A 14,765-nucleotide genomic window follows, 5' to 3' on the forward strand; every position below is an offset into this window, starting at 1 on the left:
GTTCGGGCTGAACGGTTAAAAGATAAGCCCCTACCGCCCCGTCATCGCCCGTGCGTTCGCCAGGAAGGTGCGACCGATGCGGATTTCGCCGCCGTCGGCGAGCGCCGCGAACCAGACGCCGCTGCCGTCGTGGCGCAGGCGCGCGATATGGTCGCGGCGGACGATGTGGCTGCGATGCAGGCGGACAAATTGTTGGGGGTCGAGCCGTTCCTCCAGGCTGCTGATCGTCTGGTGCAGCAGATAGCTGTGACCGCCGACATGCAGACGCATATAGTCGCGTTCGGCCTCTATCCGATCGATCTGGTCGGTGGCGATGCGGATCAGTTCGGAGCGGTGCGGCACCCAGAATTCCTCGGCCCATTCGGGCTGCGGGGCGCTGGAGATGGCGGGCGCGGTGTCGGGGGACTGATGGCGCAGCGCCAATTCGACCCGATCGATCGCGCGGGTCAGGCGATCATGGGCGACGGGTTTCAGCAGATAATCGACCGCAGCGAGATCGAACGCTTCCACCGCGAACCCTTCGAACGCGGTCACGAAGATCACGGCCGGGCGGATGCCCATGCGGCCGACGGCGCGGGCGACGCCGATGCCGTCCAGCAAGGGCATGGCGATGTCGAGCATGACCAGGTCGGGCTTCAACCCTTCGATCAGGCGCAGCGCGGCTTCGCCATCGGTGGCGGTGCCGACGAGCGCGATGCGCGGTTCGCGCGCGCAGAGCATCTGGAGGCGTTCGACGGCGAGCGGTTCATCGTCGACGATCATGGTGCGGACTGGCATAGCGCGAATGGACATGGGAGTCAGCAACCCCGGCGGATGATGGGCAAGGTGAGAAGGACGGAAAAACCCTTCCCCTCGCGCGGACCATAGACGATCTGGCCCTGATCCCCAAAGCGGGCCGTCAGCCGATCGCGCACATTGGCAAGGCCGATGCCGCTGCCGCTGTCCGACCGGCCCGGCGGATTGTCGCCATCGTCGGTGACGGCGATGTGCATCAGGTCGCCATCCTCGCGCGCGGTGATGCGGATCTCCACCGGGCTGGAGGTGCGCGAGACGCCATATTTGATCGCATTTTCGACCAGTGGCTGGAGGATGAGGCCGGGGACGCAGGCGTTCATCAGCACGGGCGGGATGTCGACCACCGTCTTCAACCGATCGGGGAAGCGGACCGATTCGATATCCAGATAGAGCGTCTGGAGATGGACCTCCTCCTCCAGCGGCACTTCTTCGAGCGGATCGCCGGTCAGGCTGGTGCGGTAGAAGTTGGAGAGCGACATGATCATCCGTTCCGCTTCGTCCGGGCGGTTGCGCATGACCAGGGTGGAGAGCGAGTTCAGCGTATTGAACAGGAAATGCGGGTTCACCTGATAGCGCAGCGAGCGCAGTTCGGCCTGTTGCGCCGCCTTTTCCAGCCGGGCGGCGCGCCGCTCCGTGCGATGGGCTTCGCTGGCGTAGGACAGAGCCAGATACAGGCCCGCCCAGGCGGCGAGAAAGAAATAGCGGCTGAGCGCGTCTTCCACGATCGAGACGAGGAGATAGCCCTCCTCCTTGGTCATCTTCATCATCTCGCCTTCGGAGATGAAGTTGCCCGGATCATAGACGTTGAAGATATAATAGTTGGCCGCCGCCATCGCGAGCGCGAAGGGCGCGGCGAGCGAGAAGGCGGCGACGACCCTGATCGCGAGCGGCCTGGCGTCGAAACGCCGGAGCGCGAGATAGAGTATCCAGGTCACGATGATGCCGATGACGGTGACGATGATGCGGCGGACCGCCATTTCGCCTTGCGATTCGAAGCCTACGATCATGGCCCGCAACGAAACCAGCAAGGCGTAGAAAAACCAGAAGCCCAGGATGGAATAGAGCGCGATCGCCGGCGCCACGCCGCGATCGCCGTCTTCGGGAAGATCAGTCATGGCCTCTGTCTACGCCGGTGCGGGGCGAAAGTCTGTAGGTCGCGCGGTTGCTGGTCGAACGGGCGGCGGCGTTGGTCGAAGCCGGCGAGGGGAACCGGGCCGCCGCGCCGTCCGTTCATCCTTGGTGGATAGAGGAGAGAGACAATGACGGACAACAAGACCGACATACGTCCCAACAGCCGCGAGGAAGCCGGCGACGCGCGCGAAAGCGACGCGCAGGATCATGTTCTGGATAAGGACGAAAAACTGGAAGAAGGCCTGAAGGATTCGATGGACGCATCCGATCCGCCATCGACCACCAAGCCGGGCGACCATGGCGATCCGGTGCCGTCTTCGGGCTATAAGAAAGGCGGGGATAGATAGCTCCGCCGATATGAACATGCTATCATGGCGGCGGCAGAGCGAAAGCGCCGCCCCGCGAGAGAGGAGTTTGCCATCCATGCCGACGTCCACCACCCCCGCCATCGAGCGTATCGCCCGCGTCCTGGCCGGTCGCCAGCTAAGCCTGAATGGCGGCGGTAGCGATCCCCATGCGTCCGGCGCGGTGGATGCGGCATGGCCCGACCATGTCGATGACGCCTACGCCATATTGCACACATTGCGCGAACCCGATGCCCAAATGGCGCAGGCGGGCGATGTCGCGGTGTGGCGGTCCATGATCGGCGCGGTGCTGGAGCGGCGCGCCGGAGCCTGATCCTTTTGCCGGCATTGGCCATTCTCCTGCGTTGTGGCAGGAAGGCGGACCGATGCTGAAGATCAAGATCCAGATTTATTGCGGCGACCAGATCGCCATGGGGCCAGGCAAGGCCGACCTGCTCGACGCGATTGCGGGCGAGGGGTCGATATCGGCCGCCGGACGCAAACTGGGCATGAGCTATCGGCGTTGCTGGCTGCTGGTGGATGTGATGAACCGATGCTGGGCGCAGCCGCTGGTTGCGACGTCGAGCGAGGGCGCGCGGCTGACCGAGATGGGGGCCGCGGTGCTGCGTGACTATCGGGCGTTGCAGCGGGCGGCGTCGGGGGCGGGTGAAGGCGCATGGCCGGTACTGGAGCGGCAGTTGCGGGCTGAGCCATTGGCGGCCCAGGCAGCGGAATAGGATTTCGGTAAGGCGGATCGGGCATGAGGGCCGTGGAGGCTGTCAGCATGTACGACATTAAATTTCGCCACGATATCAACCTGCTCGACATAAGTTGGCATGGCCTGTTCAGCGGCGAAGCCGTGGCCGCCTATGCGCGGGAGGTGAAAGGGCGGTTCGTAACCGAGGGTTTCTCGCCGGGCTATCGGTTGCGGATGGACATGCGCCGTAGCGCGGTGCAACCGCAGGACGCGGTGGCGGCGTTCCGCGAACATCTGGGCGAAGGGCTGTTCCCGCGCGCGTCGCGCATCGCCATCGTCACGCCAAGCGCCATCGCCAAATTGCAGGTGCGGCGGGAGATGACGCAATCCTATCTGCGCATCTTCGCCGATGCGGACGCGGCGTTCGTCTGGCTGATGGAAGCGCAGGCGGCGGCGGCCTGACAGGCAACGCGACAGACGACACGACGGGCAAAAGCAACAACGAGTGAGACGCTTGTTGCGCGGTTTCATCGCTATATCCGAATATATATAGCGAATCCTTTGCAGCCTGTTTATCGGTCCCGTAAATCATGGGGGACGACAGGGTGACGATGGGGATGAAGATGGCGGCGGCGGTCCTGATGGGATCGGCCGTCTGGACCGGCGGCATGGCGCAGGCGGCGGAGGGCGATGCGGGCGACGGCGCGATCGTCGTGACGGCGCGGTTGCGCGAGGAAGACCCGCAGCAGGTGCCGGCCGCGTTGACACTCGTCAGCGGCCAGGAACTGACGCGGACTTACACGGTCAATGTCAGCCAGTTGAGCCAGTTGGCGCCGGCGCTCAATTATTCGTCCGCCAATCCGCGCAACACCGCCTTCACCATCCGCGGGCTGGGGTCGAGCGTCGTGGCGGTGAGCCAGGCCAATGACGGGCTGGAGCCGGGCGTGGGCTTCTACGTCGACGGGGTCTATCATGCCCGGCCGGCGACGGCGGCGTTCGATTTTACCGATATTGAACGGATCGAGGTGCTGCGCGGGCCGCAGGGGACGTTGTTCGGCAAGAACACGACCGCCGGCGCGATCAACATCCTGTCGAAAAAGCCGGGCTTCGATTGGGGCGGAGAGGCGGAGCTATCCTATGGCAGCCGCGATTTTCTGCAGGCCAAGGCGGCGGTGACGGGGCCGATCGCCGGGGACGTGCTGGCGTTCCGCCTGTCTGGATCGGTGACGCGGCAGGATGGATATATCCGCAATATCGTGCGGGACGAGGATCAGAACAATATTCATAATGACGCGATCCGCGGACAATTGCTGTTCGCGCCATCGGACGATTTTTCGCTGCGGCTGATCGGCGACTGGTCGAATTTCAAGAACAACTGCTGCGCGCAGGTGCATGTGCGGATCGCGCCGACATTGAAGCCGGCGGCCCAGCAATATGCCGCGCTGGCCGCCAATGCGCCTGGCGGCGCCTATGCCCCGCCGAGCACCAATCCCTATGACCTGGTGACCGATAATGACGCGCCGCTGGGCGTGGACACCAATGAGGGCGGGGTGTCGGGCATCGCCGAGTGGACGTTGGGCGGGGTGACGCTGACGTCGATCAGCGCCTGGCGCTTCTGGAACTGGGATGCGGGGAACGACCGAGACTATACCGGGCTGCATATCCAGACGACCCAGCATATCCCGTCGCGGCAGGACCAGTTTTCGCAGGAGTTCCGCATCGGTTCCAACACGCCCGGCCCGATAGACTATGTCGCGGGCCTCTATTATTTCCACCAGAAGATCGTCGGCCATCCGATCAGCATCTATGGCCCGCTGGCGACCTACTGGCTGTTGCCGGGGCGGCCGGCGGACCTGCTGGACGGATACCAGACCGCCGGGCGCACCGATTTCCGGTCCGAAAGCTTCGGCATTTTCGGCGAGGTGACATGGCGGCCGCTGCCTCGGATCGCGATCACCGGCGGCATAAGATATACCTATGAAGAGAAGGACGGCGTCTATGATGTGACTGCCTTTGGCGGGCTGACCACGGGGCTGACGCCGGCCTTGGTCAGCGACAAAAATTCGATCCTGCGTAGCCAGTCCTACAGCGCGCATCTGGGCGATGGCAGCGCATCGGGACGGGTGAACATCGCCTATGACCTGACCGACGGGGTGATGGCCTATGCCAGTTTCGCGCGCGGGCAGAAGTCGGGCGGGATCAACATGTCGGGCCTGCCGGTCTATCCCGCCGGTGTGCCGGGCCATGCGTCGGGCGACCCGATCCTGAGCACGGTGACGGTGCGGCCGGAGAAGAACAGCACATGGGAGGGCGGGGTCAAGACACGGCTGCTGAACGACGCGCTGACCTTCAACATCGACGCCTATTATACCCGCGTCAACGATTTCCAGGCCAATGTGGTGGACAGCGCGGCGGTGATCGCGCTGCGCAGCTATCTGGCCAATATCCCCAAAGTGACGGTCAAGGGGATCGAGTTCGACGCCGCGGCGCGAGTGGGCGCGCGGCTGACGCTGCGCGCGGCGGGGGCCTATTCGGACGGCATCTATGCCAGCTATCCCAAGGGGCCATGCCCGATCGAGAAGACAGGCAGCGGCACCGCGCAATGCGACCTGTCGGGGCAGGCTATGCCGGGCCTGCCCAAATGGACCGGATCGGCGGGTGGCGAATATCGCCTGCCCATATCGATGGCGGGCCGCGAAGGCGAGATGGTGCTGCGCGCCGATGCGGTCACTCGCACGAAGATTTTCGGTGATGCGACCGGGTCGGCCTATACCGTCATCAAGGGCTATACGCTGGTCAATGGCAGTATCGGCTATCGCACGCCGCGTTGGGAGGTGGCGGTGTTCGCGCGGAACATTTTCGATAAAAATTATATGCAGAACCTGACCGTACAGGCCGGCAATAGCGGACTGATCGTCGGCACGCCGAGCGATCCGCGCACCATCGGCGTGACGTTGCGCGCGGCGCTGGGCGGTTGAGGCGCGCCCTGCGCCTGGTCGCGGTCGCGGGAGTTTGGGCTTTGAGATGCTTGCCGAAAATTCCGTTCGCCGCAGTCACAAGATTTTCATGTTGCGCTGCAAAAAGAAATCTGGTCCCTTGTGAATGGCGGTGGAACAGGCCCTTAAGCCTTCAGTAACCATAGAGGGCGCATGTTCCATCCTACGACTTCAAGTCGGAGGGCTTAACATGGGTACGAGTGCAAGACCGGCGGATGGGGCTGTAACCCTGGCGGAACTGCGAGAGTTCGCAAGCTTCTCATCCTCCACGCAACGCTATATTCGCCGATCGCTGGATATCGGGCTGCATCGCCGCGACGCGATGAAGCTATGGTCCCGCGACATGGTCGAGGAAGCCTCCATCCGGGCGCAGGCGCGCATCTATGGGCGGCTGGACGATATCAAGGCGCGCGTACCCGACGACAGCGGTCTGGAACAGGTGGAGCCGTTCATGGCGCCGCTGGTGACCATATCCGCCTTCGACCTGGGCCAGGATCGTCTGGGCAGCTTTTCCTCCTACCGCTTCCTGTATGAGCGACTGCTGGGCGCGGGGGCGCGGCCCTGGTTGCCGGGCGCTTTCTGCGCCGCGGCCAGCCTGCCGCACCTCCACCCCGAAAAGCGGCGCGCGCTGCTCCAGTCGATCAGCGAGGCGGCGGCGACGGCGGTGGGCTGGTCCAATCGCGAACCGACCTTCTACCCCGAATGGGTGGAAAAGGTGGATCTTTCCAAGGCCAACTGAGCGCGACCTTTACGGTCCGGGCTCGTTCGCCTTAACGAAAAGGCCGCGTGGGGTGGGGGCCTTGCGCGGCCTTTTTCATGTCCAAGCGGGCGGGCCTGGGCTATCGGTCCGGCTTTGACGGGAGGGGCGGATGATCGCGACGATGATGGTGGTGGCCGCGCTGGCCGGGGCGAGCGATATCGGCGTCGCCGATCCGCAGCGGCGGGCGCTGCTCGATGCGTTGCGGCCCGCGATCGAGCGCGACCTGATGCAGAAGGTCAAGTTCGTGGTGCGCGCGCTGCGGCGGCAGGATCGATGGGCCTTCGCCCATGTCGTGCCGCAGACGCCGGTGGGCGGTTCGATCGATTTCAGCCAGACGCGCCATGCCGAGCGGGTCGAGGCGGGGATATTCGACGAGCCGGACGTCTACGCCCTGCTGGAGCAGAAGGACGGACGGTGGATCGTGCGGGACTTCTTCGTCGGGCCGACCGATGTCGTCTATCTGGCCTGGCCCGACGAATTTGGCGCGCCGATGGGGCTGTTCGAGCGAGCGGAGTGAGGGTGGCGCGGCCGCTCAGGCGCCCACCCCCACCCCTTCATTAAAAGCGAGGGGCTAAAATTTGCGCTTTATCCGTTGACGATCGTGCCTCCATTGGGATGAAGCACCTGGCCCGACATATAGCTGGCGTCATCGCAGGCGAGGAAGAGGAAGGCGGGGGCGACTTCGTTGGGCTGGCCGGGGCGGCCCATGGGGGTCGATTCGCCGAAATGCGCCAGCTTCTCCGGCGAAACGCCGCCGCTGGGGTTGAGCGGGGTCCAGATCGGGCCGGGGGCGACCGCGTTGACGCGGATGCCGTCCTTTACCAGATTTTCCGACAGGCTGCGGGTGAAAGCGGTGATCGCGCCCTTGGTGCTGCTATAGTCCAGCAGTTCGGACGCGCCCTGATACATGGTGACGCTGGTGCAATTGACGATCGCCGCGCCCTTTTTGAAGTGCGGGCGGGCAGCCTGAGTCAGGAAGAACATGCCGAAGATATTGGTTTGGAAGGTACGGCGAAGCTGGTCTTCGGTGATATCGGTGATATCCTGATCGGGATGTTGTTCGCCGGCATTGTTGACGAGAATGTCGAGCCGGCCGAAGCGATCCATCACCTGCTGGATCGCGGCGTCGCAAAAGCTCTTCTCGCCGATATCGCCGGCGATGGTCAGCGCCTCGCGCCCTTCGGCTTCGACGATTTGCGCGGTTTTGCGGGCATCGTCATGTTCGCACAGATACAGGATGGCGACGTCTGCGCCCTCGCGGGCGTAGAGCGCGGCGACGGCGCGGCCGATGCCGCTGTCCGCGCCGGTGACAAGCGCGACTTTGCCGTCGAGGCGCCCGGAGCCGGGATAGCGCGGTTCCCATTCGGGCTTGGGGTCGAGGCGGCTTTCGTGACCGGGCAGACCATCTTCGCGGATCATTTCCTCATGGCTGTTGCTGGACATGGCGTCTCTCCTTTCGCCATGCCCAACGTATGAGCCGCGCGAGGGTTCAGCGCCGCCGGTAGCGGAAGTACCAGACTTCGTGGCCGATGCGGCGGGCCTTGGCCTCATAACGGGTTTCGGGCCAGCCGCCGGGGCGGGTCTGGAAATCCTTCGGTTCGCTGGCCAGCCATTCGAAGTCGGGATGGCCGTTCATCACCATCAGCGCCCAGCGCAGATAGACCGGATGGTCGGTGCCGAAGCGAAATTCGCCGCCGGGCTTGAGTTTGCGCGCGATCATCGCGACCGGGCCGGGGTTCATCATGCGGCGCTTGGCATGACGCGCCTTGGGCCAGGGATCGGGATGCAGCAGATAGACGAAGCTGAGCGCGCCGTCGGGGATGCGCGACAAGACTTGAAGCGCGTCGCCCATGTGGAGGCGGACGTTGCCCAGCGCACCGTCGCGGACATGGCCGAGCGCGGTGACGACGCCGTTGAGGAACGGTTCCGCGCCGATGAAGCCATGGTCGGGCAGCATGTCGGCGCGATGGGCCATATGTTCGCCGCCGCCGAAGCCGATTTCGAAATGGAGCGGGCGATCGTAACCGAACAGGCCCGCGGCGGTGATCTCGCCGTCTTCCGGCACCGATATGGCGGGCAGGAGAGTGTCGACCAGTTCCTGCTGCCCCTGGCGCAACTTGTGCCCCGACTGGCGGCCATAGAGGCGGTTGAGGGTCGTGGGATCGCCGGATTTATGCGCTGTCATGGGACGGCTGACTAGCGGGCGAGGGGAATGGGGGCAAGGGCCGAGCGCAGAGGCGCTCCGGTCGCGAGGCGATGCCATGGCGCAGCCTGAAACCTGTCCCTCCCCCAACCCCTTCTGTGCAGTCGGGGTCGGCGGAAGGGACAGCATGAAAGGCGGTTGTCGGCGGGCGCTGAGGAGGAGCGCCGCCGGTTTCGGCGGATATGGCTGAAAGCCGACCGCCGCCTGGTTTCGTCAGGTTGGGCCTGTCACGAACTTGCCCTTCGCGTCCTTGCAGGGGGCGGCAGATGCAGGAGCAGCATGGCCGACGATCACGGCAAGGTCGACGAGGGCGTGGCAACCATCCTTGTCATCGAAAGCCTCTTTGGCAGAGGTGTCGGGTCCGACAGGGGTGGCGAACCCGACAAGAGCGCTATGGGCCGGGCGCGCGGGCTTTCCTAATGAACTTTTCGTCATCTTATGGACAGGTGGGGAATGCGCGAAAAGGGCGCCGGAGCATGGTGCTGCGGCGCCCTTTTTGGGGATTGGATGATATTTTGGAAGATGCATCCCCTCTCCTTCAAGTGAGGGGCAGCGAGACTTGGTTCGGCGAAGTCGGACCTAGTCGCAGCGGGGTGGGGGGCTTCAATAGTGCGCCTGGACGACAGCCCCCACCCCCTACCCCTCCCCTGAAGGGGAGGGGCTAAACAGGTTAGGCCAGCGCAGCCTTGAGCGCGTCGACCAGGTCGGTCTTTTCCCAGGGGAAATAGTCGCCGTCGGGGGTGCGGCCGAAATGGCCGTAGGCGGCGGTTTTCTGGTAGATCGGCTTGTTAAGGCCGAGATGGGTGCGGATGCCCTTGGGCGTCAGGCGCACGAGCGTCGGCAGGACGGCTTCGATCGCGGACGCCTCGACCGTGCCGGTGCCGTGCAGGTCGACATAGAGCGAGAGCGGCTCGGCGACGCCGATGGCGTAGCTGAGCTGGATCGTGCAGCGGCGGGCGAGGCCGGCGGCGACGATGTTCTTCGCCAGATAGCGGGTGACATAGGCGGCCGAGCGGTCGACCTTCGTGGGGTCTTTGCCGGAGAAAGCGCCGCCGCCATGGGGCGACGCGCCGCCATAGGTGTCGACGATGATCTTGCGGCCGGTGAGGCCGGCGTCGCCGTCAGGGCCGCCGATTTCGAACAGGCCGGTCGGGTTGACGTAGATGCTCTCGTCGCCCGGCAGCCAGCCTTCGGGCAGGATGTCGGCGAAGACGCCCTTGACGTAGGCGCGCAGCTTTGCGCGGCTTTCGTCATTGTCCATGTCCTTGGCGTGCTGGGTGGAGACGACGAGAGCGGTCGCGCGGACCGGCACTTCGTTGACATATTCCAGCGTCACCTGGCTCTTGGCGTCGGGTTCGAGAAAATCGACTACTTTGTTGTGACGGTCGTGGGCCAGGCGTTCCAGGATCTTGTGGCTGTAATAGAGGGTGGCGGGCATCAGGTCGGGGGTTTCGTCCGACGCATAGCCGAACATGATGCCCTGATCGCCGGCGCCTTCATCCTTGTTGCCGCTTTCATCGACGCCCTGCGCGATGTGCGCGGACTGGCCGTGGAGGTTGTTTTCGAAGCGGAAGGTCTGCCAGTGGAAGCCGTCCTGCTCATAGCCGATGCGCTTGACGGTGGCGCGGACGGTCGCTTCGATCTCTTCCTTGGCGCCCGGTGCCCATTCGCCATTTTCATAGACGCCCTTGCAGCGGATTTCGCCGGCCAGGACGACGAGCTGGGTCGTCGTCAGGGTTTCGCAGGCGATACGGGCTTCGGGGTCTTTCGACAGGAACAGATCGACGATCGAGTCGGAAATCTGGTCCGCGACCTTGTCGGGATGGCCTTCGGACACGGATTCCGAGGTGAAGAGAAATTGATTGCGCATGAGACTCCCGTAAGACATGGGCGGACGAAAGGACATAAAGAAAACTTTATGTGGCTATTAGCTTTTGCCTCTGCGCAAGGCAAGGGCCGCGCCCAGCAGGATGAGCATCAGCAGGCCGGGCGCCCAGTTGCCAAGCCGGGCGAACAACGTGGGCGGGAGCGCCGGGGGCAGGGCGGCGTCGAGGAACCCGGCGCGGTTGAGGCCGAGCGTGTGGACGACATGGCCGCGCGCATCGATGATCGCCGAGACGCCGGTGGGGGTGGAGCGGATGATCGGCACGCCCTCCTCGATCGCGCGGAGACGCGCCTGGGCCAGATGCTGGACCGGGCCCCAACTGCCGAACCAGGCGTCGTTGGAGGGGTTGAAGAGGAAGGCGGGGCGGTTCGCGGCGTCGATGACATGGCCCGAAAAGATGATCTCGTAGCAAATCTGGACGCCCATTTTCAGCTCCGTGCGGCCAAGCGTGGCGGGCAGGGTCAGGCTTTGCGGGCCGGGGCCGGGCCAGAAATCGGCGTCGCCGGGGACGAGGCGGGACAGGCCGATCGGCTGGAGGATCGAGCGCATCGGCAGATATTCGCCATAGGGGACCAGATGCGCCTTGTCATAGCGAGTGAGGAGGCGGGCGTCGGGGGTGACGATGAACAGGCTGTTGTTCGCGCCGGCCAGTTTCTGCTCTCCCACCGGGCTGTCCGGGTCGGGCTTGAAATAGACTTTGGTCGCGCCGGTCATCAGCAGGTCGCCGGGGCCGAGCAGGCCGGCGAGGCGGGCGCGCCAGTCGGGTTCCATGTCCAGATAGGCGGGGATGGCGGCTTCGGGCCAGAAGATCAGGCGCGGGGCCGGGCGCGGCGTGCCGGACAGGGCGGCGAGGGTGCGGAAATGCGCCTGTTCGAGGGCGGCGGAATATTTTTCGTCCTGGCCGATATTGGGCTGGACCACGCGGACGCGGGGCGCGCCGGGGGGTGTGATCGGGGCGGGGGAGAGGAGGCCCCAGAGCGAGAAGCAGAAGAAGGGCAGGAGCAGCGCGATGGCGGGCCTTGCCTGCCGACGCCAGGCGAGCAGGCATCCGGCCGCCGTCAGGATGGTGACGGCGCCCAGGCCATAGGTGCCGATCACCGTCGCGCCGATCGCGGCGCGGGGCGCCAGCAGGACGGCGCCCAGCGGGTTCCAGGCGAAGCCGGTGAAGAGAGTCGCGCGCAGATATTCGGTGGCGAGCCAGGCGGCGGCGAGGAACAGGGGCGTAGCGTGTTCCCGCCTGCGCGGGAGCGCCGGGTTTTTGGACAGCCACCATGCGCCGAGCGTCGCAAAGCCGGGGAAGGCGGCGAGATAGAGCGACAGGAGGACCACCGCGCCATAGCCGAACCAGTGCGGCATCGAATCCTGGAAGGTGAAGGCGTGGGCGATCCAGTTGAGGCCACAGGTGAAATGGCCGACGCCGAACAGCCAACCGCGGGTGAAGGCGGCGCGGCGGTCGGGCGCGCGTTCGATCAGGACGATCAGCGCCGCTAGGCAGGCGAGGGTGACGGGCCAGAGGTCGAGCGGCGCGAAGCCGGTGGCCGAGGCGAAACCGGCGAGCAGCGCGGCCAGTTTCGGCCGGGCGGCGACCATGGCAAGCAGCGCGCGCATGGGCGTTATCGGGCGCCCGTCGCATTCAGCGTCGCCATGGTGGCGTGGCTGCACTTATCGTCCTTCTTCACGCCGCCGGTCAGCATCGAGGCGGCGATGAAGCCGCCGACGATCAGGACGAGGAAAAGGGCGGAGAGGAGGGCGAGATATTTTTCGATGAACGCCTTGATCGGGCGGCCGAATTTCCAGAACAGGAAACCCACCAGCATGAACTGGAAAGCGCGGCTGACGATGCTGGCCCAGAGGAAGGTGAAGAGCGACAGGCCGACAAAGCCCGCCGTGATGGTGATGAGTTTGAACGGGATGGGCGTTGCGCCCTTGATCAGGATGATTTCCGCGCCGTAATCGCGCAGATAGCAGGCCGCGACCGGGAATTTGGCGGCGAGGCCCAGCGCAGTCAGGATCTGCTGGCCGAGGGCTTCGTACAGGAAATGGCCGATGCCATAGCCCAGCAGGCCGCCCAGCACCGAGGCCAGGGTGCAGATGAAACCGAAGCGCAGCGCCTTTTCCGGCCGGGCCAGGCACATGAGGCCGAGCAGCGGATGCGGCGGGATCGGGAAGAAGCTCGATTCCATGAAGCTGATGGCGAAAAGCCAGCGTTCGGCGTGGCGATGCGCCGCCTTGGCCAGGGTCCATTGGTAGAGCTTGGTGAGCATCGCGGCCGGGCCTAGCCGAGATCGTTTCGGGTCGCCAGCGCTTTTGCCAGCACCACCATCGCCAGCGGCGGATCGAGCGGGATCGGAAAGGGACGCGTTTCGCCGGTCAGGGCATAGCCGCGGCGCTGATACCAGGCGATCAGTTCGGCGCGGCTGTCGATGACGGTCATTTCCATGAGGTGGGTGGCGAAGAGGCGGGCGGCATGATCCTCCGCCGCGGCGATGAGGCGACGGCCAAGGCCGCCGGCCTGGCGCGCGGGATCGATGCAGAGCAGGCCGAGATAGGCGATGCCGCCGCCCCGGTCCGTAATCTGGACGCAGCCGATCGGCATTTTCCCCGCATCCAGCGCGACCACCAGCCGTTCGGCAGGGCTGGCGAGGATCATGCGGAGTGTATCGAGGCTGGTGCGCGGGCCGGTGAGCAGGTCGGATTCGAAGGTCCAGCCGGCGCGGGCGGAGTCGCCGCGATAGGCGCGCTCTATCACCGGATGGAGCAGGGGCAGGTCGGCGGCGGTGGCGAGGCGGATGTCCATGGGCTTGCCCATAGCGATCCGGTGACGGCTTGGGCAAAGATATTGCGCCGGTTGATCGGGCGGATATTATGGCGGCGAAGGAGAGACGATATGCAGGGCATGGGCGAGGGCGGTTGTCCCTTCACCTTCAATACCGATCCCGCGACCTTCAAGGTCGGCGATCCGGTGAGTTACCGGGTGACGGGCAGCCTGGACGGTTTTCCGTTCGCCGGGGTCTTGCTGGAGGTGCATGACGACTATGTCGTGCTGACCAGCGACGAGGACGACAAGGCGAGCCGGATGCGGGCGACGCGGGAAAGCCGGCCGGTGGTGCGCGAAGAGGATGTGTGCTGATTAAGGGCTAAGGTAGCGCCGGCCGTTCGACCGACGGGGTTGATTGTCCAGCGTCGTCTGGGCATGGACTTACCCCATAGAGTCCTTTTGGTCGGCGCGTTTGACATTGCATTCCATTTTCAAGGTTCCCGCGATTCCGTGGGACAAGGTGCGGCAGCGCGCAGGCGGCATGGCGTTCGCGTTGGTGCTAAACCTGCTGCTGCTGCTCGCGCTGTTCACCTTGTCGCCGAACATGGAGCCGCCCAAGCAGGAGGATCGCCTGCCGGTGACGTTCGACGTAGAGACGGGGCAGAAGACCGAGCAGCAACAGGCCAAGGCCGAAAAGGCGGAAAAGCGCGAGCAGAACAACGCCGCGCCGCAGCAACAGGCCGATCCGGTGGTGCGCCCGCCCATCCCCGTCGAAAAGCCTGCGGAGCAGCCGCCATCGCCCTTCCCCTTCCTGACGCTTAGCCGCGAGCAGATGGCGTCGGCCGATATCGGCAACCTGCCCAAGGGCGCGCAGGGCGCGGGTCAGGGCAAGGGCGACAGCGCGGCGGTGGCCGGGCCGGGCGAAGGGCCGGGCGGGGTGCAGTTGTTTCCGGTTGATTGGTATAGGCGACCGACAAATGCGGAGTTGGACCCTTACATTCCAGTTGGTGCCCCGGCGAATGGATGGGGCAAGGTCGCATGTAAAATGGTCGATCATTTTCATGTCGAAATGAGAACGGCGGAGCAATATTCGACCACGGTAGCGGCGGGATAGTCCTGCTGCGGGCGGCGTAAAAGTCGTCCACCTTGAAGCCTTTCTGCCGAGTCAGGGAGGTGTGGGGATCTACAGCGTGGAA

The 14,765-nt window shown here is 64.9% G+C and carries 18 protein-coding genes; 10 read left to right on the forward strand and 8 right to left on the reverse strand.

Annotation, left to right across the window (positions count from 1 at the left end; genetic code table 11):
- Positions 1–30 precede the first annotated feature (30 nt).
- Positions 31–777, reverse strand: a complete 747-nt coding sequence (locus EWH12_RS17085; protein ID WP_066601150.1) for a LytR/AlgR family response regulator transcription factor — start codon at positions 775–777, stop codon at positions 31–33.
- Between the two features lie 20 nt (positions 778–797).
- On the reverse strand, positions 798–1,910 hold the full coding sequence (locus tag EWH12_RS17090; protein ID WP_066601152.1) for a sensor histidine kinase: 1,113 nt from the start codon (positions 1,908–1,910) through the stop codon (positions 798–800).
- A gap of 144 nt (positions 1,911–2,054) precedes the next feature.
- Here EWH12_RS17090 and EWH12_RS17095 point away from each other — a divergent pair, with 144 nt between their 5' ends.
- The 7 genes from EWH12_RS17095 (at position 2,055) to EWH12_RS17125 (ending at position 7,240) form a co-directional block, all read left to right on the forward strand.
- Positions 2,055–2,273: a hypothetical protein gene (locus EWH12_RS17095; protein ID WP_066601155.1), complete on the forward strand. Its 219-nt coding sequence runs from the start codon at positions 2,055–2,057 to the stop codon at positions 2,271–2,273.
- A gap of 76 nt (positions 2,274–2,349) precedes the next feature.
- The gene (locus EWH12_RS17100) at positions 2,350–2,604 is read left to right on the forward strand and encodes a hypothetical protein (protein WP_066601157.1); all 255 of its coding nucleotides are present in this window, start codon (positions 2,350–2,352) and stop codon (positions 2,602–2,604) included.
- Positions 2,605–2,656: 52 nt separating this feature from the next.
- On the forward strand, positions 2,657–3,007 hold the full coding sequence (locus EWH12_RS17105; protein ID WP_066605057.1) for a winged helix-turn-helix domain-containing protein: 351 nt from the start codon (positions 2,657–2,659) through the stop codon (positions 3,005–3,007).
- A gap of 23 nt (positions 3,008–3,030) precedes the next feature.
- On the forward strand, positions 3,031–3,429 hold the full coding sequence (locus EWH12_RS17110) for an STAS/SEC14 domain-containing protein (protein WP_330219410.1): 399 nt from the start codon (positions 3,031–3,033) through the stop codon (positions 3,427–3,429).
- A gap of 161 nt (positions 3,430–3,590) precedes the next feature.
- A complete protein-coding gene (locus EWH12_RS17115) occupies positions 3,591–5,945 on the forward strand; it encodes a TonB-dependent receptor (RefSeq protein WP_207212429.1) in 2,355 nt (784 codons plus the stop codon).
- A 208-nt stretch (positions 5,946–6,153) separates the two neighbouring features.
- On the forward strand, positions 6,154–6,702 hold the full coding sequence (locus EWH12_RS17120) for a hypothetical protein (RefSeq protein WP_066601160.1): 549 nt from the start codon (positions 6,154–6,156) through the stop codon (positions 6,700–6,702).
- A gap of 130 nt (positions 6,703–6,832) precedes the next feature.
- Positions 6,833–7,240: a hypothetical protein gene (locus EWH12_RS17125; RefSeq protein ID WP_129927307.1), complete on the forward strand. Its 408-nt coding sequence runs from the start codon at positions 6,833–6,835 to the stop codon at positions 7,238–7,240.
- A 68-nt stretch (positions 7,241–7,308) separates the two neighbouring features.
- On the opposite strand, the gene EWH12_RS17130 is transcribed toward EWH12_RS17125, so the two are convergent.
- A complete protein-coding gene (locus EWH12_RS17130) occupies positions 7,309–8,166 on the reverse strand; it encodes a glucose 1-dehydrogenase (RefSeq protein WP_129927308.1) in 858 nt (285 codons plus the stop codon).
- A gap of 46 nt (positions 8,167–8,212) precedes the next feature.
- Positions 8,213–8,908 carry a tRNA (guanine(46)-N(7))-methyltransferase TrmB gene (gene trmB / locus EWH12_RS17135; protein WP_066601165.1) on the reverse strand — a complete coding sequence of 232 codons (696 nt, stop codon included), beginning with the start codon at positions 8,906–8,908 and terminating at the stop codon, positions 8,213–8,215.
- Between the two features lie 297 nt (positions 8,909–9,205).
- On the opposite strand from trmB, the gene EWH12_RS22305 reads away from it, so the two are divergent.
- Entirely contained in the window at positions 9,206–9,346 is a 141-nt protein-coding gene (locus EWH12_RS22305; RefSeq protein WP_165363650.1) for a hypothetical protein, read from the forward strand.
- 250 nt (positions 9,347–9,596) lie between these two features.
- On the opposite strand, the gene metK is transcribed toward EWH12_RS22305, so the two are convergent.
- The 4 genes from metK to EWH12_RS17160 are packed head-to-tail and all read right to left on the reverse strand — an operon-like array spanning position 9,597 to position 13,608.
- Positions 9,597–10,796, reverse strand: coding sequence for a methionine adenosyltransferase (metK, locus tag EWH12_RS17145; RefSeq protein ID WP_129927310.1), 1,200 nt, complete (start codon positions 10,794–10,796; stop codon positions 9,597–9,599).
- Between the two features lie 57 nt (positions 10,797–10,853).
- Complete coding sequence (gene lnt, locus EWH12_RS17150) at positions 10,854–12,419, reverse strand: apolipoprotein N-acyltransferase (RefSeq protein WP_207212430.1); 1,566 nt, start codon at positions 12,417–12,419, stop codon at positions 10,854–10,856.
- Positions 12,420–12,424: 5 nt separating this feature from the next.
- A complete protein-coding gene (locus tag EWH12_RS17155; protein ID WP_129927311.1) occupies positions 12,425–13,075 on the reverse strand; it encodes a YqaA family protein in 651 nt (216 codons plus the stop codon).
- 11 nt (positions 13,076–13,086) lie between these two features.
- Positions 13,087–13,608: a GNAT family N-acetyltransferase gene (locus EWH12_RS17160; protein ID WP_129927315.1), complete on the reverse strand. Its 522-nt coding sequence runs from the start codon at positions 13,606–13,608 to the stop codon at positions 13,087–13,089.
- A 90-nt stretch (positions 13,609–13,698) separates the two neighbouring features.
- Here EWH12_RS17160 and EWH12_RS17165 point away from each other — a divergent pair, with 90 nt between their 5' ends.
- Positions 13,699–13,941: a hypothetical protein gene (locus tag EWH12_RS17165; protein WP_066601171.1), complete on the forward strand. Its 243-nt coding sequence runs from the start codon at positions 13,699–13,701 to the stop codon at positions 13,939–13,941.
- Positions 13,942–14,047: 106 nt separating this feature from the next.
- The gene (locus EWH12_RS17170; RefSeq protein ID WP_242496105.1) at positions 14,048–14,683 is read left to right on the forward strand and encodes a hypothetical protein; all 636 of its coding nucleotides are present in this window, start codon (positions 14,048–14,050) and stop codon (positions 14,681–14,683) included.
- Positions 14,684–14,765: the final 82 nt, after the last annotated feature.

Source organism: Sphingobium cupriresistens, from assembly GCF_004152865.1.
Lineage (GTDB): Bacteria > Pseudomonadota > Alphaproteobacteria > Sphingomonadales > Sphingomonadaceae > Sphingobium > Sphingobium cupriresistens.